At 69.2% G+C, this 21558-nt stretch carries 23 protein-coding genes, 1 tRNA gene and 1 pseudogene; 5 read left to right on the top strand and 20 right to left on the bottom strand.

Going from position 1 to position 21558, the window contains the following annotated elements; genetic code table 11:
* Positions 1-5: 5 nt before the first annotated feature.
* Together ABZ848_RS23285 and ABZ848_RS23280 are read right to left on the bottom strand one after the other, a co-directional pair.
* Complete coding sequence (locus ABZ848_RS23285) at positions 6-1547, bottom strand: MFS transporter (RefSeq protein ID WP_360834705.1); 1542 nt, start codon at positions 1545-1547, stop codon at positions 6-8.
* 110 nt (positions 1548-1657) lie between these two features.
* Positions 1658-2302: a TetR/AcrR family transcriptional regulator gene (locus ABZ848_RS23280; protein WP_360834703.1), complete on the bottom strand. Its 645-nt coding sequence runs from the start codon at positions 2300-2302 to the stop codon at positions 1658-1660.
* Positions 2303-2564: 262 nt separating this feature from the next.
* On the opposite strand from ABZ848_RS23280, the gene ABZ848_RS23275 reads away from it, so the two are divergent.
* The 3 genes from ABZ848_RS23275 to ABZ848_RS23265 all read left to right on the top strand — a co-directional run bounded on the left by ABZ848_RS23275 (position 2565) and on the right by ABZ848_RS23265 (position 5755).
* A complete protein-coding gene (locus ABZ848_RS23275) occupies positions 2565-3842 on the top strand; it encodes a M6 family metalloprotease domain-containing protein (protein WP_360834701.1) in 1278 nt (425 codons plus the stop codon).
* A gap of 108 nt (positions 3843-3950) precedes the next feature.
* On the top strand, positions 3951-5618 hold the full coding sequence (locus tag ABZ848_RS23270) for an IclR family transcriptional regulator C-terminal domain-containing protein (RefSeq protein WP_360834699.1): 1668 nt from the start codon (positions 3951-3953) through the stop codon (positions 5616-5618).
* A 64-nt stretch (positions 5619-5682) separates the two neighbouring features.
* Positions 5683-5755: transfer RNA gene (locus tag ABZ848_RS23265), tRNA-Arg, on the top strand.
* A gap of 82 nt (positions 5756-5837) precedes the next feature.
* Here ABZ848_RS23265 and ABZ848_RS23260 read toward each other — a convergent pair.
* From ABZ848_RS23260 to ABZ848_RS23215, 10 genes and pseudogenes are all read right to left on the bottom strand, one after another.
* Positions 5838-6719 (bottom strand): 4'-phosphopantetheinyl transferase superfamily protein, encoded by an 882-nt coding sequence (locus ABZ848_RS23260; protein ID WP_360834697.1) that lies wholly within the window; start codon positions 6717-6719, stop codon positions 5838-5840.
* The gene (locus ABZ848_RS23255; protein ID WP_360834696.1) at positions 6716-6895 is read right to left on the bottom strand and encodes a hypothetical protein; all 180 of its coding nucleotides are present in this window, start codon (positions 6893-6895) and stop codon (positions 6716-6718) included. Before ABZ848_RS23255 ends, ABZ848_RS23260 begins: the two co-directional genes overlap by 4 nt.
* Positions 6895-7848 carry an alpha/beta fold hydrolase gene (locus ABZ848_RS23250; RefSeq protein WP_360834694.1) on the bottom strand — a complete coding sequence of 318 codons (954 nt, stop codon included), beginning with the start codon at positions 7846-7848 and terminating at the stop codon, positions 6895-6897. Before ABZ848_RS23250 ends, ABZ848_RS23255 begins: the two co-directional genes overlap by 1 nt.
* Positions 7845-8795 (bottom strand): aromatase/cyclase, encoded by a 951-nt coding sequence (locus ABZ848_RS23245; RefSeq protein ID WP_360834692.1) that lies wholly within the window; start codon positions 8793-8795, stop codon positions 7845-7847. The genes ABZ848_RS23250 and ABZ848_RS23245 overlap by 4 nt, the downstream gene beginning before the upstream one ends.
* 32 nt (positions 8796-8827) lie before the next feature.
* Positions 8828-9613: a 3-oxoacyl-ACP reductase FabG gene (fabG, locus tag ABZ848_RS23240; RefSeq protein ID WP_360834690.1), complete on the bottom strand. Its 786-nt coding sequence runs from the start codon at positions 9611-9613 to the stop codon at positions 8828-8830.
* Between the two features lie 12 nt (positions 9614-9625).
* Complete coding sequence (locus ABZ848_RS23235; protein ID WP_360834688.1) at positions 9626-9892, bottom strand: acyl carrier protein; 267 nt, start codon at positions 9890-9892, stop codon at positions 9626-9628.
* Between the two features lie 40 nt (positions 9893-9932).
* Positions 9933-11126 carry a ketosynthase chain-length factor gene (locus ABZ848_RS23230; RefSeq protein ID WP_360834686.1) on the bottom strand — a complete coding sequence of 398 codons (1194 nt, stop codon included), beginning with the start codon at positions 11124-11126 and terminating at the stop codon, positions 9933-9935.
* Positions 11123-12394, bottom strand: a complete 1272-nt coding sequence (locus ABZ848_RS23225; protein WP_360834684.1) for a beta-ketoacyl-[acyl-carrier-protein] synthase family protein — start codon at positions 12392-12394, stop codon at positions 11123-11125. The genes ABZ848_RS23230 and ABZ848_RS23225 overlap by 4 nt, the downstream gene beginning before the upstream one ends.
* On the bottom strand, positions 12391-12723 hold the full coding sequence (locus tag ABZ848_RS23220; RefSeq protein WP_360834739.1) for a TcmI family type II polyketide cyclase: 333 nt from the start codon (positions 12721-12723) through the stop codon (positions 12391-12393). Before ABZ848_RS23220 ends, ABZ848_RS23225 begins: the two co-directional genes overlap by 4 nt.
* A gap of 90 nt (positions 12724-12813) precedes the next feature.
* Positions 12814-12975 (bottom strand): annotated as a pseudogene (locus ABZ848_RS23215) (TcmI family type II polyketide cyclase); the annotation flags it as partial.
* 168 nt (positions 12976-13143) lie between these two features.
* Between ABZ848_RS23215 and ABZ848_RS23210 the strand changes: the two are divergent.
* On the top strand, positions 13144-13593 hold the full coding sequence (locus ABZ848_RS23210; RefSeq protein ID WP_360834682.1) for a nuclear transport factor 2 family protein: 450 nt from the start codon (positions 13144-13146) through the stop codon (positions 13591-13593).
* Between the two features lie 66 nt (positions 13594-13659).
* Here the strand turns inward: ABZ848_RS23210 and ABZ848_RS23205 are convergent, their stop codons facing one another.
* From ABZ848_RS23205 to ABZ848_RS23175, 7 genes are all read right to left on the bottom strand, one after another.
* On the bottom strand, positions 13660-13854 hold the full coding sequence (locus ABZ848_RS23205; protein WP_360834680.1) for a ferredoxin: 195 nt from the start codon (positions 13852-13854) through the stop codon (positions 13660-13662).
* 11 nt (positions 13855-13865) lie between these two features.
* Positions 13866-15086 carry a cytochrome P450 gene (locus tag ABZ848_RS23200; RefSeq protein ID WP_360834678.1) on the bottom strand — a complete coding sequence of 407 codons (1221 nt, stop codon included), beginning with the start codon at positions 15084-15086 and terminating at the stop codon, positions 13866-13868.
* Positions 15087-15186: 100 nt separating this feature from the next.
* Positions 15187-15942 (bottom strand): response regulator transcription factor, encoded by a 756-nt coding sequence (locus ABZ848_RS23195; RefSeq protein WP_360834676.1) that lies wholly within the window; start codon positions 15940-15942, stop codon positions 15187-15189.
* Positions 15943-16026: 84 nt separating this feature from the next.
* A complete protein-coding gene (locus ABZ848_RS23190) occupies positions 16027-16458 on the bottom strand; it encodes a nuclear transport factor 2 family protein (RefSeq protein WP_360834674.1) in 432 nt (143 codons plus the stop codon).
* Positions 16459-16754: 296 nt separating this feature from the next.
* Positions 16755-17378, bottom strand: coding sequence for a hypothetical protein (locus ABZ848_RS23185; protein WP_360834672.1), 624 nt, complete (start codon positions 17376-17378; stop codon positions 16755-16757).
* Positions 17379-17504: 126 nt separating this feature from the next.
* Positions 17505-18143, bottom strand: coding sequence for a TcmI family type II polyketide cyclase (locus tag ABZ848_RS23180; protein WP_360834737.1), 639 nt, complete (start codon positions 18141-18143; stop codon positions 17505-17507).
* 46 nt (positions 18144-18189) lie between these two features.
* A complete protein-coding gene (locus tag ABZ848_RS23175; protein ID WP_360834670.1) occupies positions 18190-19704 on the bottom strand; it encodes an MFS transporter in 1515 nt (504 codons plus the stop codon).
* Positions 19705-20113: 409 nt separating this feature from the next.
* Here ABZ848_RS23175 and ABZ848_RS23170 point away from each other — a divergent pair, with 409 nt between their 5' ends.
* A complete protein-coding gene (locus ABZ848_RS23170; RefSeq protein ID WP_360834668.1) occupies positions 20114-20719 on the top strand; it encodes a TetR family transcriptional regulator in 606 nt (201 codons plus the stop codon).
* A gap of 9 nt (positions 20720-20728) precedes the next feature.
* Here the strand turns inward: ABZ848_RS23170 and ABZ848_RS23165 are convergent, their stop codons facing one another.
* Positions 20729-21403 (bottom strand): response regulator transcription factor, encoded by a 675-nt coding sequence (locus tag ABZ848_RS23165; RefSeq protein WP_360834666.1) that lies wholly within the window; start codon positions 21401-21403, stop codon positions 20729-20731.
* Between the last annotated feature and the right edge of the window lie 155 nt (positions 21404-21558).

Below are 21558 nucleotides of genomic sequence, written 5' to 3'. Positions count from 1 at the left end.
CGCCGTCAGTGGGCGATCACCGGGACGGCGAGCTCGTCCTCGGCGCCCTCTTCGGAGCCCGACACGGCGGTCGAGCCGGGGGTGCCCGCGTTGACCAGGGTCACGACGATCACCGCGGCCAGCACCAGCATGCCGACGGCGAACCAGATGGCGTTGGTGTAGCCGTGCACCGCACCCTGCATCTGGACCAGCTGGGCCTGCGACTTGGAGGTCGCACCCGCGATGTGGTCCTTGATGTACGACGTCGTCGCGGACGCGGCGATCGTGTTCAGCAGGGCCGTACCGATCGCGCCGCCCACCTGCTGCGAGGTGTTGACCATCGCGGAGGCGACACCGGCGTCACGCGGCTCGACGCCCAGGGTGGCCAGGGACATGGCCGGCATGAACGCCGTACCCATGCCGAGACCGAGCAGCAGCATGGCCGGCAGGATGATCGAGACGTACGACGAACCGATCTCCATCTGGGTCATGACCAGCATGCCGGCCGCCGCGACCAGGAAGCCGGGGCCCATCAGCGCCCGGGCCGGGACCCGGGTCATCAGGCGGGTGCCGATCTGGGTCGAGCCGACCATCATGCCCGCGATCATGGGCAGGAAGGCGAAGCCGGTCTTGATCGGCGAGTAGCCCTTGATGACCTGGAGGTAGTAGGTCAGGAAGAGGAACGTGCCGAACATCGCGATGATCGCGATACCGAGCGAGAGGTAGATGCCGCCGCGGTTGCGGTCGGTCACCACGCGCAGCGGCAGCAGCGGGGCCTTGACCCGGGACTCGGTGACGACGAAGGCCAGCAGCAGGACCGCGGACGCGACGAACAGGCCGACGGTCAGCGAGTCGCCCCAGCCGTCGGACTCGGCGCGGGTGAAGCCGTAGACCAGCGAGACCAGACCGAGAGTGGACAGCAGCACGCCGGGGATGTCGAGCGGGTTGCGGTTGCGGCCGCCCTCCGGCTCACGGATGACGAAGTACGCGCCGAGCGCGGCGATGACCGCGAACGGGATGTTGACGAAGAACGTCCAGCGCCAGTCCATGTACTCGGTGAGCACACCGCCGAGGATGAAGCCCACGGCGCCACCGCCACCGGCGATCGCACCGTAGATGCCGAAGGCCTTGGCGCGCTCCTTGGCGTCCGTGAACATCACGGCGAGCAGGGAGAGCGCGGCGGGCGCGAGCAGGGCACCGAAGACGCCCTGGAGGGCACGGGCGCCGAACATCATGGCGCCGGTGGTGGCCGCTCCGCCGAGCGCGGAGGCGGCGGCGAAGCCGACGAGACCGACGACGAAGGCCCGCTTGCGGCCCCACAGGTCGGCGATACGGCCGCCGAAGAGCAGCAGACCGCCGAAGGCCAGGGCGTAGGCCGTGACGACCCACTGGCGGTTGCCGTCGGATATGCCCAGGTCGGTCTGGGCGGACGGAAGGGCGATGTTCACGATGGTGGCGTCGAGGACGACCATCAGCTGGGCGAGCGCGATGAAGACGAGCGCCTTCCAGCGGTTGGCGTGAGCGCTGGTATCGCTGACGCCGAGAGCCTTTGAGGCTGTTTCAGACATGGGGGTACCCACTTCGGGACTTCGGGACGGAAAAAGGGATCGCTGAGGAAGTCAGGGACTGGCTGTGCCGCCCTGCACTAGGGACTGGTGTGGAGCGCTGAACTCATCGGTCAGGACGTGCGCATGTCCTCCATGGTCACGGCCGTACCCGGCAGGACGGATCGGGCCGGGGCCCGCAGTCCGTCCAGGAACAGCTGCAGATGGCGGTGGACGAAGCGGTCGCTGCGGAGGCAGTCCGTGCCGGCCGGGGGCCGGCTGAGCTGGGCCACGACGACCATCAGGTCGCCGACGCCGACGTCGTCACGCAGCTGGCCGGCCTGCTTGGCGCGGTCCATGAGCTCCGTGACGAGCTCCTCGCAGCGCTCACGCGCCGCTTCGAGATCGGGGTGGTTCTTGTCGAACGTCGACTGGACCATCGGGCACAGCGCGCTGATCCGCTCGTCGGCGGAGATGTGCACGAAACGCTCCAGCGCCGTGAAGGCGTCGCCGCTCTCGGCGAGGGCCTGTTCGGCCGCCTCCGAGGTCCGGTCCATGACCGAGCAGACGACCTCGCGGACGAGCGCGTCCCGGTCCGGGAAGTTGCGGTACACCGTGGCGTTGCCCACGCCGGCCCGGCGGGCGATGTCGTCGAGCGGCACGTCCGGGCCCAGCTCGGTGAACATCTCCCGGGCCGCGCTGACGATCCGCTCCCGGTTGCGCAGGGCGTCGGCGCGCGGCCGGGGCACCTTGCGCTGTGCGGTCGTCGTGGCGGTCACGGCGTACTCCTCGGGTCGGTGGTTCTGCTTGGGCGATCCGGGGAGCCAGTCCCCGTTTCGCTCGGACACCTGACTAAACGGGGAGACGCTCCCCGGTTATTTCGGGTTGACGGAAAGAATCGATGTGACCTGAGTCACATCCTCGTGCTGCCGGAACCCCACGTTCGGCCGCCTCCAGCGAGCGCCCCCGCACCCCGCGCCCGAGGGTGATCGAAAGGGTGCAGTCCGGGACCGGCGGCTGCCATGGACGAAGGGCCCGTGCATGCAGCTCAGCCGTCGGATACGCCCGCGCCGCGTGGCCGCTCTCGCGTCCGTGACCGCCCTGACCCTCGCGGTCAGCACCTCCGCCGGCACCGGTCGTCCGACCGCGGGCAGCACGGCGGCCGGGGCGGGTCCGATCGCGATGGCCCGCGGCTCGGCGTTCGGCCCCTGCATGATCAGCGGCCGGCACGCCGTCCAGATGTCGGAGGGCGTACCGACGGCCACCGGCTACTCCCGCTCCACGGGCACCGTCCGCGCCCTGACCCTGATGGTCGACTTCCCGGACGCACCGGGCCCCGGCAACGCTCTCGACCGCTTCCACGAGTTCTTCCCGCAGACCCAGGCGTGGTTCCGCACCGCCTCCTACGGCCGTCTCGACTACCGCCCCGAGACCCCGATCCCGCACTGGCTGCGCATGCCCAAGCCCTTCAAGGCGTACGGCATAGAGCGCGGCGCCCCCTTCGACCCCGGCTATCGCGACCTGGTCCAGGACATAGTCAGCGCGGCCGACCCCAAGGTCGACTTCCGGGACTACGACTTCCTGAACGTGCTGGTCACCCCCAACGCGGGCCCCTCCGCCCTGGACACGGTCCTGTCGGTGACCTTCGCCGGCAACACGGAGGCGCCGGTGGCGGACGGCGTCCCGGTCGCCAACGCGTCCTTCGTCTACTCCCGCCAGGACGACGGCTCCGGCTCCTACGACCGGACCGGCTACCGCGTGCTCCCGCACGAGAACGGCCATGTCTTCGGGCTGCCCGACCTCTACACCCAGGAGGGCGGCGGCTCGGTCGGCCACTGGGACATCATGAGCGAGGACTGGGGCGCCAACAACGACCTGCTCGGCTGGCACAAGTGGAAGCTGGGCTGGCTGGACGCGAACCAGGTCGGCTGCGCGACGGCGCGCGGCACGACCGAGTACACCCTCACCCCGCTGGCCCGCCCCGGCGGCCCCAAGCTGGTCTTCGTGCCGCTGTCCGGGGGCACGGGTTACGCCGTCGAGCTGCGCACCCGCGAGGGCAACGACGAGGCGGTCTGCCGCCCGGGCGTCCTCGTCTACCGGGTCGACGCGGACGTGGACACCGGAATGGGCCCGGTCACGGTCTACGACTCCCGCCGGGACAGCGGCGGCTGCACCCGCAGCCCGAACGTCCACGCGGAACTCTCGGACGCGCCCTTCACCCCGGGCGAGAGCTTCAAGGACCCCAAGCGGGGGATCCGGATCGCGGTGGAGGGGACGGACCTGGCGGGGAACTACCGGGTGGCGGTCACGCGGAGGTGAGGGAGTGGCGGGGGCCGGGCCCCTCGCGGAGGTGAGGGGGCTGCCGGGCGCCGGGCCCCGGGTACGGTGACCGTGCCCCGACCGCCGTACCGGAGACCCGAGAAGCCGATGCCCGCGAAGTCCACGACGGCCGACGACGCCGACGCAGCCGCCGTACCCGCCGAGGCGGTCGCGCCGCTCATCCGCGGGATCGCCGTCCTGCACCGGCTCACCGAGGCGGACGGCACACTGAGCCTGAGCGCGCTCGAACGGGCCACCGGCCTCGCCCGCTCCACGGTCGACCGCATCACCTCCACCCTCGCGCGCATGGGGTACGTCCGCCTCGACGGCCGGGACGCCGTCCTCGCCCCCCGCCTGATGGAACTCGGCAACGCCTACCTGGCCGCCCTGCGCCTGCCCGCACTGCTGGACGCGCGCGCCGACGCCCTCGCGGACGAGCTGGACGAGTCGGTGTCCCTGGCGGTCGCCGACCGCGACGGCATCCGTTTCATCCACCAGGCCACCCGGCGCCGCGCGATGTCCCTCAGCTTCCGCATCGGCGACCTGCTCCCGGCCGAACGCACCGCGCCCGGCCCGCTGTTCGCGACGGAGTGGGACGAGGAGGAGTGGCGGGCGTGGCGCGCACGCCGCTCGGCGGACCCGGAGGACCGCGGCTTTCCCGCCGTACCACCGCGCCAACACCCCTACCCGGACGAGGAGTTCGAGCGACGGGCGGCCGAGGCGGCGGCGAACGGCTGGGCGCTGGACGACCAGTTGATCGAGCCGGGGCTGGTGGCGGTCTCCGTTCCGGTACGGGACCCCCGTACCGGCCGGATCGCGTGCGCGGCGAGCGTGGTGAGCCACACCAGCCGGCACACCGCGGCGGACCTGCGCGACGCCCTGCTCCCCCGGCTGCGGGCGGCGGTCAGGGCGATGGAGGACGACCTGCGCGCCACGCCACCCGCTCCGCCCGGGTCGGCGCCGTCGGGTCTGGCGACCTGGACCGGCGCGTCCAAGCAGGCCCTGGGCCGGGAGTTCGTCGAGTCGCTGGCGCGCGGGCTGACGGTCCTGACGGCGTTCGGCGAGGGCCGCGCCGCGCTGACGCTGACGGAGGTCGCCCAGGCGACGGGCCTGGCCCGCGCGACCGCCCGCCGCGCTCTGATCACGTACGAACACCTGGGTCTGGTCCGGGCGAGGGACCGCGTCTTCGAACCGACGCCGCGCGTGCTGTCGTTGGGCTTCCCGCCGCTGTCCCGCACGTCGGTCGCCGAGATCGCCGCCCCGCACATGGCGGAACTGGCGGCGGCGGTCCACGAGTCGACGTCGCTGTCCGTGCTCTCCGGGACGGACATCCAGTACACGGCGCGGGTGGCGACGAGCCGGATCATGAGCGTGAACATCACGGTGGGGACGCGGCTGCCGGCGTACGCGACGTCGATGGGGCGGGTGATGCTGGCGGACGTACCGGAGCCGGAGCGGGACCTCGGCCCCCTGCGCGCGCTGACGAGGTCCACGATCACGGACCCGGAGGCCCTGACCGCCGTCCTCTCCTCGGTCCGCTCCCAGGGCTACGCCCTGGTCGACGAGGAACTGGAGGAGGGCCTGCGCTCCATCGCGGTCCCGGTCCGCGACCGCACCGGCCGGGTGGTGGCGGCGCTGAACGTGGCGATGCACGCGGCGCGGCACACGGTGGAGGAGTGCGTCGAGCAGATCCTCCCCGCCCTGCGCACGACGGCGGACCACATCGAGTCCGACCTGCAGGTGGCGGGCCGCTTCACCCGCGTCCCCCTGTCCTGACCCCGGCACTCCCCCGCAACAGATCCGGTACGCTGACGCCTGTGGCCTCCACGGCCATGGCCCTGCCTTCGTAGCTCAGGGGATAGAGCACCGCTCTCCTAAAGCGGGTGTCGCAGGTTCGAATCCTGCCGGGGGCACAGCTTGCTTAGCAGGTCAGAGGGGAGCAGGCCCCCTGTTCTATTCGAACAGGGGGCCTCTTTCCTGATCGGCTGGGCGTGCTCAGTCGACGCTGAGCCAGATGTGCGGTTCGGTCTCTGCCCTGTCCGGTTGCGCTTGATGTGCCGTGGTGGGGTCGTCCCCGCCTGTCGTGCCGTCAGGCTCCGGATCGCTGTTCCCCTGGGCGGGATCGTCGAAGACGGGATGCATGGAGAAGTCGCTCCTCTCTCTTTCCGGCAGAGGTCGGTGACCGACGGCAAGGAGCAGGGGGGCCGGCGGCGGCGTGCCCGCCGACACCCCCACCGCACAGACGTAACCGCCGGGAAGGCGGCACACCGTGAACTCGCCGGCGGTGTAGGGGGTCCGGGCGGCGCCCAGCTCCCGCGTTCCGCCGCGCCAGTGGAAGCCGACGCGTCTCACACCCGCGCGCAGACCCTCGCCGGTCAGTTTGGTCGCTGCCTCCTTCAGTGCCCACAGCATCGCCCGGGACTCGCCGCGCTGCCGCGCCGGGGGCAGGGCGGCGATCTCCACGGGAGTGAGGAAGGCGCTGTCCGGCAGCGTGTCCACCCGGGCAATCCGCTCCACGTCCACGCCCACCCGCCCGCCGAGCGCCACCGCCGCCACCGCATAGCGTCCGCTGTGCGCCATGCTCACGGACAGGTGCGGCTGCGCCACGACATACGGCGGCCCGTGGCGGCGGCGCCCGAGCCGGATGCCGGTCCAGGTCGTGCCGAGCAGCTGGGAGGCGGCCTGGAGAGCGAGCCACCGAGCCATCACCGAGCGGGTCCGGTCGGCGGAACGGCCCAGGCGGGCGATCCGTTCCCGGTCGTTCGCGGACAGTCTGCGCAGTACCGCCCGGGCCGCCGCCTCGGTCCCCGGCGCCTGCAGGTCGCAGGCGAGGACGAGGTTCTTCGGCGGCGGAGCCGGTTCCGTGCTCGCGGTCACGCCGCCCCCAGTCGTACGAAGCACCGGGCCGGCGCTTCACAGAGGTCCGCGTCGCCCTCCGCCTCGCGCTCCGCGCTCCCGGGAGCCCTGCCGCCTCCGAAGATGCTCAGTGCCGCGACCAGCGGGTGCTGCGCCTCCGTGGGGAAGTCCGGGGGTGTGCTCGCCGGGCCGGCCATCAGGCGCCTCCCTGCCGTCGCCCGGCGGCCGCCTCGCAGCGTTTCCCGGTCATGTCCGTCGCTTCCCTCCCGGCCGCCGGGCTGCGCAGGCGCTCCTCCGCGAAGCCGAGAGCCCGCAGGTGGTAGGCCCGGGCCGTCCAGCCGAGGCTGATGTTGTGGCCCGCGTCGGGCTGGTGGTCGATCAGGACCCTGGGCGCCGCTCCCAGCCGGCCGCGCAGCCGGGCCAGGGCCGAGGAGTCCCGGCGCCACCACGCCTCGTGCTCGGCGAAGGTGAACCGGACGGGGACGCGGACCCGCCCCGCCAGCGCGGCGAACACATCGGGCCACCGAGCGGCGGCGTCGAGCTCATGCGGCGGCACCGGGGCGACCACACCGAGGCCGGCCTGGAACGTGCCCGGCGGGTACAGCCTCAGGGGACCCCAGTTGAGCTTCCAGCTCCCTGCCCGGGTGACCGGCACGGTGGGCGGAACCACGTACTCGGCACCGCATCCCGACACATCGAGGCCGAGCAGGCCGGGAACGGTACCGTCCGCCGCCATCCGCAGCGCCGGCTTGCTTCCGAACGAGTGGGCCACGAGGAAGATCCCCGCGCCCGTCTCGCCATGGTCCGCCAGACCGTGCAGCGCCTCCGCCAGCGTGGCGGCCTGCTCCACGACCCCTTGCCCGTACGGCAGTTGTCCCGCCGAGGCGCCGTAACCGGGACGGTCGACGGCCACGACCGCGAAACCCAGTTCCGCGCCGAGCGTCAGCAGCGACGTCTCGGGGTGCGCGGGTCCGTCGAAGTACGCCGAGCTCATCCCGGCCCCGTGCAGGGCGACGACCGTCGCCCTGGGCGGGACGTGCGCCGGCCGGGCCAGCCGGGCGGAGAGCGTGACGCCGACCGCGTCCAGGGTGATGTGCCGTCGGTCGGCCACCCGCTCCGGCGGGGGCACCGGAGGCGCTGCCGGGGTCATGGCCGGCCTTCCCCGGCGAGTCCTTCCGCGTACGCCTTCGCGAGGGTGAGCGTCGCCATGCTGTTGGTACTGAGCGCGGTGCGCACGTACTCGATGGCGTCCTGCGCTGTCGCCTCCTCGCCCAGCACCTGCCCGATGGTGGCGGTGTCGACCCTGAACGTGTGCTGCGAGGAAGCCGTGATCCCGTCGTCGGCCGGTGCGAAGGTCCAGCGGCCCGTGTGCAGGGTGATCAGCGCGGGCAGCGTGATCTGCTTGTAGACGATCCGGTCGGGTTCCAGTCCCACGCGGTACGACTTCGTGGTGTGCGTGGTGCCGTCCTTGGACAGCGTGTCCATCTCCAGCGTCTGCAGGCCGGGCGAGGGCTGGTCGAGACGCACCGTGACCACGTGGGGCAGCCGATCGGTCCACAGGTTCGCCTGGTAGACGAAGTCGAAGACGTCCCGGGCCTCGCCCCTGATCCGCACCGTGTCCTCGAAGGAGCAGGTCAGTTCGTCGATGGCGGCCTTCGACTCGGTGATCGTCCGGAGGGACTCGAGTTCGGAGCGGGAGTTGCGGTCGACGACCTCCTCCAGCCGGCTCAGGCCGCTCTCGTCGGTGGCCCGGAAGTCGTGGCCGAGCCGTACCAGCGCCTCGCCGGACGGCAGTTCGTCGATCTGCCAGGCTCCTCCCATCGCGGCGACGGGGGGCGAACTGACCTCCTGCCGGAACTCGATACGGCGCCGTTCCGGGTCCAGGACCCGGTGCGAGGTCCAGTTCTTGACGGAGTCGCCGGCCGTCGCCCAGATGCGGATACGTTCCTCGCGTTCACCGCGCTCCACATGGTCGACGTGGATGCTGGGCGGGAACAGCTGGGGCCAGTTCTCCGCCTGCGCCAGCAGACGGTAGATGTCGTCGGCGGGTGCCGCGATCTTGATTTCGTGCTCGGACGTGCGCAGTTCGGACGGCATGGGGCTCCTCGGTTGGGGCGGGCGCGGTGCGGTCAGAAGTTGCCGAGTCCGCCACAGACGTTCAGCGCTTGGGAGGTGATGGACGCAGCCAGGTCGGAGGCGAGGTAGCCGACCAGACCGGCCACCTCCTCGGGGGTCGAGTAGCGGCCCAGCGGGATCTTGGCCTGGAACTTCTCCAGGATGTCGGCCTCCGACGAGCCGGACAGCCGGGCGTAGTTCTGCCGTACGCGCTCGGCCATGGGCGTCTCGACGTACCCGGGGCAGACCGCGTTGACGGTGATGCCGGTGGGGGCGAGCTCGTTGCCCAGCGCCTTGGTGAAGCCGACGACGCCGTGCTTGGAGGCGGAGTACGGCGCCCCGAGGACAACGCCCTGCTTGCCGGCGGTGGAGGCGATGTTGATGACGCGACCCCGGCTCTTGTCGCCCATGCCGCCCGTGGTGAGGGCCTCCCGGGTCAGCCGGAAGACGCTGTTGAGGTTGGTGTCGACGATGTCGTCCCACAGTTCGTCGGTGATGCCGGCGGTCACTCCGCCGCCGCTGATGCCCGCGTTGTTGACGAGCACGTCCACCGACCCGAACCGGTCGACGGCGGCCCGGACGTAAGCGCGTATCGACTCCACCGAGCGCACGTCGAGCACCGCTCCGTCCACGTCCAGGCCTTCCTCCTGGAGTTGCTTGACCGTGGTCCGCACCTTGTCCTCGGTCCGGGAGCCGATGAACACCCGGTGGCCCTGCCCGGCCAGCAGCCGGGCCACGGCCAGGCCGATTCCGCTCGTCGCGCCGGTCACCAGGGCGACGCGCTGTTCCTGCTGTGTCATCTCTGCTCCTGCTCAGGCAGCCGTTGCGGCGAGGTGTGTGGTGACGGCGTCGACGAATGCACGAGGTGTCGTCGCGTCTCCCACGACGGTCTCGTCCAGCTCGATGCCGTACTCGCGCTCGATCCGGCTCGCGGTCTCCAGCAGTGCGAGCGAGTCGTAGCCGATGTCGGAGAAGTCGGTGTCGAGGATGTCGTCGTCGAGTCCACCGCCCTCGGGAGCCCCGGAGCCTTCGAGGAGGATCCGCTTGAGGTCGTCGAGGGTGAACGTGGTCTGGGACATGGAGATCCGCCTTTCGCACGGGTTGATCGGGTGTGGGGGCTCAGGAACGGACGACCATCGCCGCGTTGAAGCCGCCGTGGCCGCGGGCCAGCACGAGCGCGGTGCGCAGCTCGGCGGCGCGCGCCTGGGAGGTGACCAGGTCGAGGCCGTAGCGGTCGGCGGGCTCGGTGTTGACGGTCGGCGGAATCAGCCCTTCCGCCATCGCGAGGAAGGCGGTGGCCAGGTCAAGGGCGGCCGCACCGGCGTACAGGCGGCCCGTCATCGTCTTGGGCGCGGTGACCGGGACGCCCCGGTGACCGAACACGTCGACCAGCGTCCGCGCCTCGATCCGGTCGCGTTCGGGCTCGGCCGCGGCGTCGGCGAAGACCACGTCCACGTCCGAGGGCGCCAAGCGGGCATCGGCGAGGGCCAGTTCCACGGCTTTGCGCAGCCCCGGTCCACGCCCGTCGAAGGTGGCGGCGTACCCGGCGATCTCGCCGTACACCCTGGCCCCGCGGCCGCGAGCGGAGTCGGCGGACTCCAGGACGAGCAGGGCGCCGCCCTCGCCCGGTACATGACCGGCCGCCCGGTCGTCGAAGGGCAGGTAGGCGAGGCCGGGGTCGTTCGCCGTGCTCAGCCGGCCGCTGGTGTGCAGGCCCACCCAGCCCCAGGAGCACAGCAGGGCGTCCACGGCTCCCGCCACCACGAGCGAGGTGCCCTTACGGATCTGGCGCCTCGCCTGTGCCACCGCGTCCAGTCCTCCGGCGTCGTCGGTGACGATGACACCACTGGGCCCCTTCATCCCGTTGCGGATGGAGATCTGGCCGGTGTTGACCGCGTAGAACCACGCGAACGACTGGTACGCGCTGACGTGTTCGCCGCCCTTGCTCCACAGGCTCTTCAGCTCGTTCTGGCTGAACTCGAAGCCGCCGGCGGAGCTGGCCGTGATGACGCCCATGCCGAAGGCCGGCAGGTCGGCGGGGCTGACCCCGGCGTCGGCGAGCGCCCAGTCCGCGGCGACCAGCGAGAGCCGGGTGACCTGATCGGTCTGCGGCAGCAGCCGGCTGGGCAGATGCTCCCTCGCCGTGAAACCGTCGATCTCGCCGGCCAGCTTCGCCGGATACGGCGTCGCGTCGAAGCGGGTGAGCGGGCCGATGCCGCTCTTGCCGACCCGGGTCGCGCTCCAGTAGTCCTTCGTACCGAGCCCGTTGGGGGCGGTGATCCCCAGGCCGGTCACCACCACTGAGGCCGTCATGCCGCGTTCCTTTCCGGTTGGGCCAGCACCATCGCGCTCTGGAAGCCGCCGAAGCCGCTGCCGACCGTGAGCACCGCGTCCACGAGCTGGTCGCGGGCGATCAGGGGGACGTAGTCGAGGTCGCACTCGGGGTCGGGCGTGTGCAGGTTCGCCGTCGGCGGTACGACGTTGTGCTGGATCGCCAGGACGGACGCGGCGATCTCGATCGACCCGATGGCTCCCAGCGAGTGCCCGACCATGGACTTGATGGAGCTCACGGGGGTGCGGTACGCGTGGTCGCCGAGGCTGCGCTTGAAGGCGGCGGTCTCGTGCCGGTCGTTCTGCTTGGTGCCCGAGCCGTGCGCGTTGATGTAGTCGATCGCCGTGGGGTCCATCCGGGCTTCGTCGAGCGCGACCCTGATCGCCTCGGACATCTCGGCACCGTCGGGGCGCAGCCCTGTCATGTGGTAGGCGTTGCTGCGGGTGGCGTATCCCGCGATCTCGGCGTGGATGCGCGCGCCGCGCCGCCGGGCGCTGTCCAGGTCCTCCAGCACGAACACCGCCGCGCCCTCGCCCAGTACGAAGCCGTTGCGGGTGCCGTCGAACGGGCGGGAGGCGTGCTCCGGCTCATCGAGGCGGGGCGTGGTCGCCTTGATCGCGTCGAAGCAGGCCATCGTGATCGGCGAGATCGGCGCGTCGGTGGCACCGGCGACCATGACGTCGGCCGTGCCCTCCCTGATGAGTTCGACGGCGTACCCGACCGAGTCGAGACCGGAGGTGCACCCGGCCGACACGACGCTGCTCGGTCCCTGCGCCCCCACCGTGCGGGCGACCTCGGCGGCGAAGGAGCTCGGCACGAAGTAGTTGTAGAAGAAGGGGTCGGCATAGCTGTGGTCCACCAGGTCGAGCCGCCCACCGTCGCTGACGACCCGGTAGTCCTCGTCGAGGCTCATGGTGGCGCCCACCGCGCTGCCGATGGTGACGCCGATCCGGTACGGGTCCAGCGCGCCGGTGTCGAGTCCGCTGTCCGCGACGGCTCCGCGCGCCGCGACCACCGCGAACTGCGCGGCCCGGTCCATGCGCCGCACCTCGTGCGGGGTCAGGCCGTGCTCGTACGGATCGAAGTCGATCTCGGCGGCAACGCGGGAGCGGAACTGCGAAGGGTCGAAGAATGTGATGCCCCGGGTGGCCGTGCGGCCTTCGGTGAGCAGGGACCAGAAGTTGTCCGTGCCCACCCCGCCGGGGGCCAGTACTCCCATCCCCGTGACGACGACGCGACGCCCGCTCATGCCGCGGCCTGCCAGGTGTAGAAGCGCGAGGCCATGGCGTCGGAGGGCGAGCGCCAGGTCTCGGGGTCGAAGACCTTGATGTACGGCAGCAGGTCCTGCTGGATCTGGAGGAAGCGCGGATCCAGTTTGGCCCGCTCGATCAGCTCCCCGCCGTTCTCGGACTCGAAGTCCTGGATGTGGAAGTAGAGCCCGTCGTGGGCGAACAGCTGCCGGCGGCGGGTGCCCATGGTGTGCGGCAGTTCGGTGCTGGTGTCGAAGTCCGCGAACAGCTTCGCGACGGTGCCGATGTGGGCCGGTTCGAGCCGGGCCACGATGATGGTGCTGTGCATCCGGTGCTCGTCGGTGACCGGCTTCCCGTGCCACTCGTAGAACCGGGTCGCCGGCCCGCCCGAGGGGGCGGTCCCGGCCCGGTTCTCCTCGGCGTGGTCCTGAAGGTGGATGAACACGCCCTTGTACTCGAAGAGTTGGCGACGTACCAGGTTCCGATGGGCGGACGGTCCACCATCCACCTTTGCGAAGGTCCCGGCCAGCTGCTCCGTGAATCCCGGTTCGATCCGGTCCACAATTACGGTGCTGTGCATATACCCATCCCCGTTACGCGAGTCCGCTGTTTTCGAGAACGAGTCTTCCGGCCCTTGATACAGGTTTCAATACGGACTGGTTCAGAACGATGGCAATGTTCGTCAGAACTGCGTCAGAGAATCCTGAAGACGGACCCCGGACGAATTTCGCACGGCAATATCACAGGCATGACCGAATCGTATGCGATCCCCGCGATCAAACGTATGGAAGACATCTTCGAGCTGCAGTCGCTCGTGGCACGATTCGCACAGGCCGTCGATGCCCGCGATCACGAGTCGCTCACCACGGTGTTCACTCCGGAGGTGACCATGGAATTGATGCCCGATATCCGGATCGACGGCCGTGAGGCATTGGCCGACATGCTGCGTGACGACTTGATGTGGGCGGCCACCATGCACTCCATGGGCAATGTGACCCCCGAACCGGAGGGCGACCGGGCGACCGTGCATGCGAACGTCACCGCGGTGCACGTGAGCCGGGACGGGACGGGCCGGCACTTCGATCTCGGCGCCCGCTACATCTTCACCGCCGTACGGACCGAAGGGTCGTGGCTGCTGTCCCGGATCGAGATCGAACCCGTGTGGACGACGGGTGACGACCAGGGCATGCACGACTGACCCGGAGACGAAGCCGCGCCGGTCCCCTCGGGGGAGGGGGACCGGCGCGGCTTCGTGGGAGGGAGCTCATTCCTCCGTGATGGACAGGGCCTTCGCCGGACATATGTAGACCGCCTTGTGGGCGGCGGCCTCGTCGGGCCCCTGCGGCCGCTCGATCAGGACGCGGACCAGACCCCGGTCGTCCTGGTCGAAGATCCTCGGCTCGGTCAGCACGCACTGACCCGCGCCGATGCAGCGCTCGTGGTCCTTCTCCAGCCTCATGGTCACCTCCTTCACCAGGTCACGGGGAGCGAGTACAGGCCGTAGACCAGCGCGTCGCTCTTGAACGACAGCTCCTCGACCGGCACGGCCAGGCGCAGGTCCGGCAGCCTACGGAACAGCGTGTCGAAGACGACCTGAAGCTCCACCCGGCCGAGGTTCTGACCGAGGCACTGGTGCGGACCATAACCGAAGGCCACGTGATGCCGGGCGTCCCGGGAGAAGTCGAGCTTTTCCGGATCTTCGAACACCGCGGGGTCACGGTTCGCCGCGAAGGTCGAGGCGATCACGGCCTCGCCCTTGCGGATCAGGACACCGCCGATCTCGACGTCCTCCATCGCCAGCCGGTGCGCGCCGAAGTCCGGGATCGTGTAGAACCGCAGCAGTTCGTCGACCGCCTTCGGGGTCTTCGAGGGATCCGCCTTGATCTCCGCGAGCAGTTCCGGCCTCGTCAGCATGGAGAACACGCCGAGATTGATCATGTTCGCCGTGGTCTCGTGCCCGGCCAGCAGGACCAGCAGGCAGAGGCTGGCGAGGGCCGGCCGGTCGATGCCGCCCTGCTGCCGCTGGAGTTCGATCTGCCTGCTGAGCAGGTCGTCGCCCGGGTTGTCGATCTTCTCCTCGACCAGCTTGTTCATGTACTCGCGCAGCTTGATCGAGATGTTGATCCGGCCCTGCTCGTCCGTGGTGCGGCGCAGCAGGACCTCGGCCAGCTCCATGAAGTACTCGTGCCCTTCGAAGGGCATCCCGAGGATCTCGGAGACCAGCAGCGAAGGCACCGGCAGGGAGAAGACCTGGTTCAGGTCGACGGGCTTCGGCAGCTTCAGCATGTCGTCGATGAATCCGTCGACGATCTCCTGAATGCGCGGTTTCAGCGCGGCGACCCGGCGGACCGAGAACTCGCTGATCACGGGCCGCCGCAGCTCCGCGTGCTCCGGATCATCGAGGATGATCATGAAAGGGGCGTGCTTGGACAGCGCCGCGTTCTGTCCGGGCACCACGACCGGGAAATCCTTCTTACGGCGGTCCGAGCTGAGTTTCGGATTGGACATTACGGCCCGCACGTCTTCGTACTTGGTCACCAGCCAGGCTTTTCCACCGTCCGGGAGGACCACCTGGGCGACCGGCGACTCCTCCCGGAACTTCGTGTATACCGGCGGAATGGCGAAAGGACATGTGCGCTGAATGGGGAACTTGACGAGTTCGGTGGCCTCGTCGACATCGGTGTTCGTCATGCGACCCCTCGATCGGAGTTTCCGCTTCCTGCAGACTCACGATAACCGGGGAAGCTACAGACCCGGGTCCAGCGAATGTCAATTCGACCGCGAGGAATTGTCAGCGCATACCGCGAAGCTTGAAACCGACCCCGCGAACGGTGACGATCCATTCCGGTCCGCCCAGTTTGCTGCGGAGGCTGCTGACATGGGTGTCGACGGTACGGCGCGACCATGACTCGCCCCACACCTTGCGCATGATGGACTCCCGCGAGATCACCTGCCCCGGGGCACTGGCCAGCAGGGCGAGCAGATCGAATTCCTTGCGGGTGACCGGAACCGGCCGGCCGCTCATCTCGACCTCCCGCGAGTCGCTGTCGATCCGGAGCGGGCCGTGCTCCAGCACCGCCCCACCGTCGGCCTCGTCGTCGGGGTACGGGGTGCGGCGTGACCGCCGCATCACGGCGTCCAGACGGGCCATCAGCTCCCGGATCCCGTAGGGCTTGATGACGTAGTCGTCCGCCCCGGCCTGCAGCGCGAGGACGCAGTCGAGTTCGGACGCCCGCGAAGTGACGGTGATGACCGGGATGTCACTGGCCGCCCGGATCTCGCGGCACACCTCGAGACCGTCCAGGTCGGGGAGGTCGAGGTCGAGCAGGACGAGGTCCGCGGTCTCGAACCAGGCCAGTGCCTCACCACCCGAGTCGAGGGCGTCGACATGGTGGCCGTGCCGCTCCAGGGCTTCGGTGAGGGTCGCCCGATCGCTGCTGCTTCCTTCTACGACGAGGATCCGCCAGGTGTCCGAGATGTTCCGAACGGGCGCCGGCGAGGATGTCGCCGCACCGCCCCGGCCGCCGAATGCCGCTCGGGCCGCCATGCGGTGCTCGGTGTCGTGGGTCTCGAGTATCTCTGGTTGAGAACTCAGTTTCATCTGTGCTGATCGCATAAATGCCCACCCAAGTCAGTCCGGCGGGTTGCCGGTCTTCCATACCAGATCGAACGAGAGACGCGACAGGCGCCAGCCCCGCTCGGTGCGCACCGCGTCGCCGGTGACGTAGGTGCCGGACACGTAGTGCGGTCGAATCTCGCCTTCTCGCTCGTGATGCACATGCACGGACGTCATATTGGCGCGAAGTGTGGCGCTTCCTCCCGTGACGCTCACGATCGGCGGTGTGTTCACGTGATGGGTTCTGGCCCACATGGCCAGCGCCCGCTGATGGTATTCGACGAGGCCGTCGATTCCTGCATGTCGGCTCACGGGGAACTCGATGACCACGTCTTCGGCGAACAGCCCGTCCGCCCACTCGTCGTCGAGTTTGTCGTAGTCGAGTCCCAGGACATAACGGTCGAGAAGTCCACTTATTTCACTGTCCACCTGTCTCGCGTCCACCATTCCACCCTCCAGCTTCGCCTTTGGTCATGCAACGGGAATCTGATCACGAAACCACAGAGGTTCGTCAATTCTTCTTGACGTTCCGCATGCGGCCGTGGGGGATCGCGAGGCGGGCATCGATCGCGGTGATTTATTTCAAAACAGAACCTCGTCGACACGTCCCCCGTTGGCGCCGCACCTGGGCACAGCCAGCGTACCCGAACCGGAGCCGCATCGGAATAAGAGTCGCTCTTTAATTCTTGCGACTTCACATTTGAACTGGCTCGTCCTTCACCGGCCGCCGCCGATGCAGCAGGTCAGGACGGCATTCGTCCGATCCGCACAGCTACGCAGCGGACATGCGGATCGGGGATGGCAGGCAGACGACGCACGATCCGGCGCAGCTCCAGGCTCCACCGTGCGTCGACGATCGCTTCGGCACGGTGGCGAAGGGCCTCCAGTTCCGCCGGGTGGAGCCCGTCCACCGTGCCAAGGGCACAGCGCCCGCCCCGGTAGACGGTGGCCCGGTCCCGATCCCATTCGTCCAGAACGCGCTCGCCGACGGCGTCCAGATGGAGGACGAGCCGCCCATGCCCGTCGCGAAAGCGCAGTTCGAGGCGGCCCGGCCGGCTCCGCGCGAGCCTCAACCCGGGGACGCCCACGAAGTACGCGCCGCCGCCCACGATCGCGGGGCAGAGCCGGTGGACGAGGTAGCCGAGGAGGGTCGGCTCCCCTTCCACGTGCAGACAGGCCGGACCCGCCGAGGCCGCGCGGAGACCGAGGAGGCCTCCGCCCACCGGCCCGACGTCCTTCGTGTACTCGATCAGCGCCTCCAGCACACGGCGCTCAAGGCCCGGCTGACCCACGCACACCGCCGCGGTGGCCTCGCCGTCCTGTTGCGACGGTGAACCCGAAGCGGTCTTTCCCGGCACTTCCACCATGGGTTCCCTCCTGTGTCCCGGTGCTGCCCGGAGGGCCGGTGAAGCCCCGGGTGAGCGGGGCCTGATCCCGTCTGCACCTGAGGCTCCACACACCTCTCCGGCCGTTGCGGTCAACGGCTCATCGCGTCAGGACGCCTCCCAGCCGTAGAAACGGCTCGCCCAGCCGTCCGCCACGGGCTCCTGGCCGGCGAGCCGCGGCAGATCCTGGAGCACCTTGCCGGACCAGATCTCCGAGGCGGTCTTCCGCGCGACATTCGTGTCGTCGAGACCGTCGTGGTCCTGAATGTGGATGCACAGGTCCTTGAAGGCGAACAGCTGACGCCTGCGGATTCCCAGCAGCCGGGCGGTGGCGTCGAAATCCCGGAAGATCTTCTGTACGTCGGGAATCGCGTCCGAATCCATCCGGGCGATGGTGACGGTGGTCCCCGTCGGCCCCGGGCTGTCGATCTCCTCACCCTCCCAGGTGTAGAAGCAGGCCGCGGCAGAATCGGCGGGAGAATTCCACGTCTCGGGTTCGTACGGCGCGACGTACGGCTGGAGATCGACCGAAAGCCGGCCCATCCGCGGGTCGGACTTGACCTTTTCCAACGCGGCCGGGTCGGACTTCTCGACGAAGTCGTACAGGTGGACCTGGATGTTCTGGTGGATGAACAACTGACGACGGTGCAGACCGATCAGTCCTGGAATCTCCGTGCCGTCGAATTCCGCGAACAGCCTAGAGACCTCGGGAATGGAGCTCCGGTCCATCTTCGAGACGGTAACCATGCTGCGCATGTTCATCCCTTCCTCGTGGGAGAGTTTTGGTTTTCAGTCACGCGACCCGCGCGGTTTCCGAATCGGGCATCCTCGCCTCGGATCCGGCTGTGCGGTCCTTGATGGCGACCGACGACAGAACGAGACCGACGACCGCGATCGCGGCACAGACGACGAGGAGCAGGTCCATGCCGCTCATGAAGGCCGTCTGGACGTGGTGGAGCATCGACCGGTCGCCCAACGAGTCGGCGACGGCCACGCCGGAACCGACGCCGTCGGAGATCGGCTTGCGGTCCAGCGGGCCGAGCTCGGAGTGGTACCGGGTGGACAGCACGGTGCCGAGCACGGCCACGCCGGTGGTGCCGGCGGCCTGGCGCAGCGCCGACAGCAGGGCCGATCCGGCGCCCGCGCGTTCGGGGGTGAGCGCGCCCACGGCCAGCGCCATGGAGGTGGGCAGCACCAGTCCGATGCCAAGGCCGACGACGACCATCCAGGTGGCGACGAATCCGTAGGAGGTGTCGATGCCGGTCAGCGCCCCGACCGCCATCCCGATCGCGAGAGTCCCGAAGCCGATCATCAGGGTCAGCCTGAGGCCGATCTTGTCGCGCAGGCCCTCCAGGAAGTTCGAGGCCACAAGCAGGCCGCCGATCATCGGGAGCATGCGCAGTCCGCTGCCGAGCGAATCGACGCCGAGCACCGACTGGAAGTACAGCGGGATGGTGAAGAACAGGCCGAACATCGCGAAGGCGTTGGTCAGCTGGAAGAAGGTGCCCATGCGGAATCCGTGGTCCCCGAAGAGGCTGAGATCCGCGAGGGCGTGTTCCCGGGTGCGTTCCCAGGCGACGAAACCCGCGATGAGGGCGAGTCCGCCCACGAAGGTCGCCCAGGCCGTGCCGTCCCCCCAGCCCTCGTCGCCGAACCGGATCAGACCGTAGGTGAGACCGACCAGTCCGGCCGCCGAGAGCACCACGCTGACCAGGTCGATCGGCCGGCGGGTCCGGCTGCGGCTCTCCGGTACCAGCAGGCCCACCGCGAGCGCGCCGATGACGACGGTCGGGATGTTCACCAGGAACACCGAGCCCCACCAGAAGTGGTCGAGCAGCAGGCCACCGACGATGGGACCCAGCGGCATTCCCAGGGTCACCGCCGTGATCCACACAGTGGTGGCGCGACCGCGTTCGGCCTGGTCGGGGAAGAGCACCGGGATCATGCCCATCGACAGGGACATCAGTACCGACGCCGCGACACCGAGCAGCACGCGGGCCAGGATCAGCTCCCCCGACGACGAGGCGAACGCGCACCAGACGGAGGCGGCGCCGAACAGGACCAGGGCGCCGAACACGAACTTCTTCCGCCCGAACCGGTCGCCCAGCGCACCCGCCGGGAGCATCACGCCGGCCAGAGTCAGCGTGTACGCGGTACTGAACCACTGGAGCGCGGCCGTGCCGGCGTGCAGGTCACGGGCGAGTGTGGGCAGGGCGATGTTGAGCACCGTCATGTCGAGCCCGACCGTCAGCATCGCGAGGGCGAGTGCGCCGAGGGCCAGCCATCGGCGCGTGGCCGTCACTTCCATGAGCTCTCCAAATTTTCGAAGTAACTACGAGTTCAGAGTAGATACGAGATTCTCAGGCATGTCAATGCCGAGGGAATCGACTTCCGTACTCACTCCTGTAAGTTCGGGGATGCGGTAGTGCGAGCCGGTGAATCCGCAGGTCAAAAGGGGTGCACCCGGGCCTTGACAGAAGCCGCCGAGGGGCCCGCGATCGTCGGCACACGCCTGCGACCTGCCTCTTCTCGTCGGCGATCACAGACAGACAGCGGATCAGGCCTGTACGCTCACTCAGCGGACAGGCGCCCCGGTGCCGCGCCGAATACGCTCTGAACGCTCGCACCCTTGCAGGTCAGAGGCGCTTTCCCGGCGCCGGGAGCCCGTCGTCGCCGGACAATGGAGCGAAACGTCCTAGTTGCGAGAGGGTGCCGGAGTGTCGGGACTGCGAGAACGGAAGAAGGCTCAGACGCGGAAGCGCCTGGCGGACACCGCGTTCACCCTGTTCCGTGAGCGCGGATTCGAGAACGTGACCGTCGCGGAGATCGCCGATGCCGCGGACGTGGCCGTGAGCACACTGTTCGCCTACTTCCCCTGCAAGGAGGCGCTGGTCTTCGACGCGGAGGACGAGTACGAGCGCGCCCTGACAGCGGCGGTCCGCGACCGTGCCGTCGGCGTCTCGATCCTGGACGCGCTCGAAGCACACCTGGTGCCCACGGCGCAGCCCGCGGCGGACGGCCCGTCCGGCGAGGACTTCGTCGAACTCGTCAAAGCCACACCGGCGTTGCTGGAGTACGCCGGCCGGGTGCGGCGGCACTGGGAGGCAAGCCTCGCCGCCACCCTGGCGCAGGAGGCCGGCTTCCCCGAAGGCCACCTGCTCGCGACGACGCTCGCCCGCTTCGTACTGGACGCCAACTTCCTCGCCACCTACGGCGACCACTCACCGGACGACCTGAAGGCGGTCTTCGAGCGGTTGCGGTTCGGCTGGGCGGACTTCGGAGCCACGGCCGACCGGGAACCCACGGCCGTCGCCGCGGAGTAGAGCTGCGTCTCAGGTCCTTGCCAGCATGAATCCCACGCCCCGCACCGAGACTATGAGGCTGCGGTCGCCCAGCTTGGACCGCAGGTTGCTCACGTGCGTGTCGACCGTCCGCTGCGACCAGGAATTTCCCCACACTTCGCTGACTATCTCGTCCCGTGAAATCACTTTCCCGGGGTTCCTCGCCAGGAGAAGAAGAAGTTCGAATTCCTTGCGCGTCAGCCTCGGGGAACGCCCGCGGTAATTCACTTCCTGTTTCTGTATGTCGATGCTCAGGTTCCCCCTTTCCAGTACCGGGGGCCCCGGTCGACAGACGCCGGCCCGCCGCATGACCGCGCCGATCCGTGCCATGAGTTCACGAGGCCGATACGGTCGCGCCAGGTAGTCGTCACCGCCGGCGCGCAGCGCCAGCACGGTGTCCAGTTCCGAGGCGGCGGCTCCGACGAAGATGACGGGAGTGTCGGTGACGGCCCTGATCAGCCGACACACATGGAGCCCGTCAAGATCCTTCAGCTTCATGCCGAGCAGTACGAGGTCCGATTCCTCCGCGCTCTCCAGCGCCTCCCGCCCGCTTCCCACAGCTCGCACATCCTGTCCGCTCCGGCGTAGGTCGGCCACGAGGATCTCCCTGTTCGCCTCGTCGCTCTCCACAACGAGGATCGACCAGGGACCCGCGTCCCCGTACACCTGCTCCTGCGCCGCGGACGATAACGGCAAGCCCATAGAAATCTCCCCCAAAATCTCCGTAGGTTGATGAGGCTAGCCTCACACGACCCCGCACCCCTCCTCAATGGTTTTCGTGACCCTCACAGCAGGCGCAACAACTACTTAACCAACCCGCG

The organism is Streptomyces sp. NPDC047081 (assembly GCF_040643775.1).
In the GTDB taxonomy this organism is placed as follows: Bacteria; Actinomycetota; Actinomycetes; order Streptomycetales; family Streptomycetaceae; genus Streptomyces.
The sequence above is the reverse complement of the archived record's forward strand: the minus strand, read 5'-3'. Positions and strand labels throughout refer to the sequence as shown.

What these genes read in the sequence shown, in the direction of transcription:
- ABZ848_RS23230 (WP_360834686.1), bottom strand. Translation starts at nt 11,126, where the DNA reads ATGACGGCCTCAGTGGTGGTGACCGGCCTGGGGATCACCGCCCCCAAC.
- ABZ848_RS23235 (WP_360834688.1), bottom strand. Translation starts at nt 9,892, where the DNA reads ATGTCCCAGACCACGTTCACCCTCGACGACCTCAAGCGGATCCTCCTC.
- ABZ848_RS23225 (WP_360834684.1), bottom strand. Translation starts at nt 12,394, where the DNA reads ATGAGCGGGCGTCGCGTCGTCGTCACGGGGATGGGAGTACTGGCCCCC.
- ABZ848_RS23190 (WP_360834674.1), bottom strand. Translation starts at nt 16,458, where the DNA reads ATGGTGGACGCGAGACAGGTGGACAGTGAAATAAGTGGACTTCTCGAC.
- ABZ848_RS23245 (WP_360834692.1), bottom strand. Translation starts at nt 8,795, where the DNA reads ATGCCGTCCGAACTGCGCACGTCCGAGCACGAAATCAAGATCGCGGCA.
- ABZ848_RS23210 (WP_360834682.1), top strand. Translation starts at nt 13,144, where the DNA reads ATGACCGAATCGTATGCGATCCCCGCGATCAAACGTATGGAAGACATC.
- ABZ848_RS23195 (WP_360834676.1), bottom strand. Translation starts at nt 15,942, where the DNA reads ATGGCGGCCCGAGCGGCATTCGGCGGCCGGGGCGGTGCGGCGACATCC.
- fabG (WP_360834690.1), bottom strand. Translation starts at nt 9,613, where the DNA reads ATGACACAGCAGGAACAGCGCGTCGCCCTGGTGACCGGCGCGACGAGC.
- ABZ848_RS23275 (WP_360834701.1), top strand. Translation starts at nt 2,565, where the DNA reads ATGCAGCTCAGCCGTCGGATACGCCCGCGCCGCGTGGCCGCTCTCGCG.
- ABZ848_RS23270 (WP_360834699.1), top strand. Translation starts at nt 3,951, where the DNA reads ATGCCCGCGAAGTCCACGACGGCCGACGACGCCGACGCAGCCGCCGTA.
- ABZ848_RS23180 (WP_360834737.1), bottom strand. Translation starts at nt 18,143, where the DNA reads ATGGTTACCGTCTCGAAGATGGACCGGAGCTCCATTCCCGAGGTCTCT.
- ABZ848_RS23175 (WP_360834670.1), bottom strand. Translation starts at nt 19,704, where the DNA reads ATGGAAGTGACGGCCACGCGCCGATGGCTGGCCCTCGGCGCACTCGCC.
- ABZ848_RS23220 (WP_360834739.1), bottom strand. Translation starts at nt 12,723, where the DNA reads ATGCACAGCACCATCATCGTGGCCCGGCTCGAACCGGCCCACATCGGC.
- ABZ848_RS23255 (WP_360834696.1), bottom strand. Translation starts at nt 6,895, where the DNA reads ATGGCCGGCCCGGCGAGCACACCCCCGGACTTCCCCACGGAGGCGCAG.
- ABZ848_RS23185 (WP_360834672.1), bottom strand. Translation starts at nt 17,378, where the DNA reads ATGGTGGAAGTGCCGGGAAAGACCGCTTCGGGTTCACCGTCGCAACAG.
- ABZ848_RS23205 (WP_360834680.1), bottom strand. Translation starts at nt 13,854, where the DNA reads ATGAGGCTGGAGAAGGACCACGAGCGCTGCATCGGCGCGGGTCAGTGC.
- ABZ848_RS23250 (WP_360834694.1), bottom strand. Translation starts at nt 7,848, where the DNA reads ATGACCCCGGCAGCGCCTCCGGTGCCCCCGCCGGAGCGGGTGGCCGAC.
- ABZ848_RS23200 (WP_360834678.1), bottom strand. Translation starts at nt 15,086, where the DNA reads ATGACGAACACCGATGTCGACGAGGCCACCGAACTCGTCAAGTTCCCC.
- ABZ848_RS23285 (WP_360834705.1), bottom strand. Translation starts at nt 1,547, where the DNA reads ATGTCTGAAACAGCCTCAAAGGCTCTCGGCGTCAGCGATACCAGCGCT.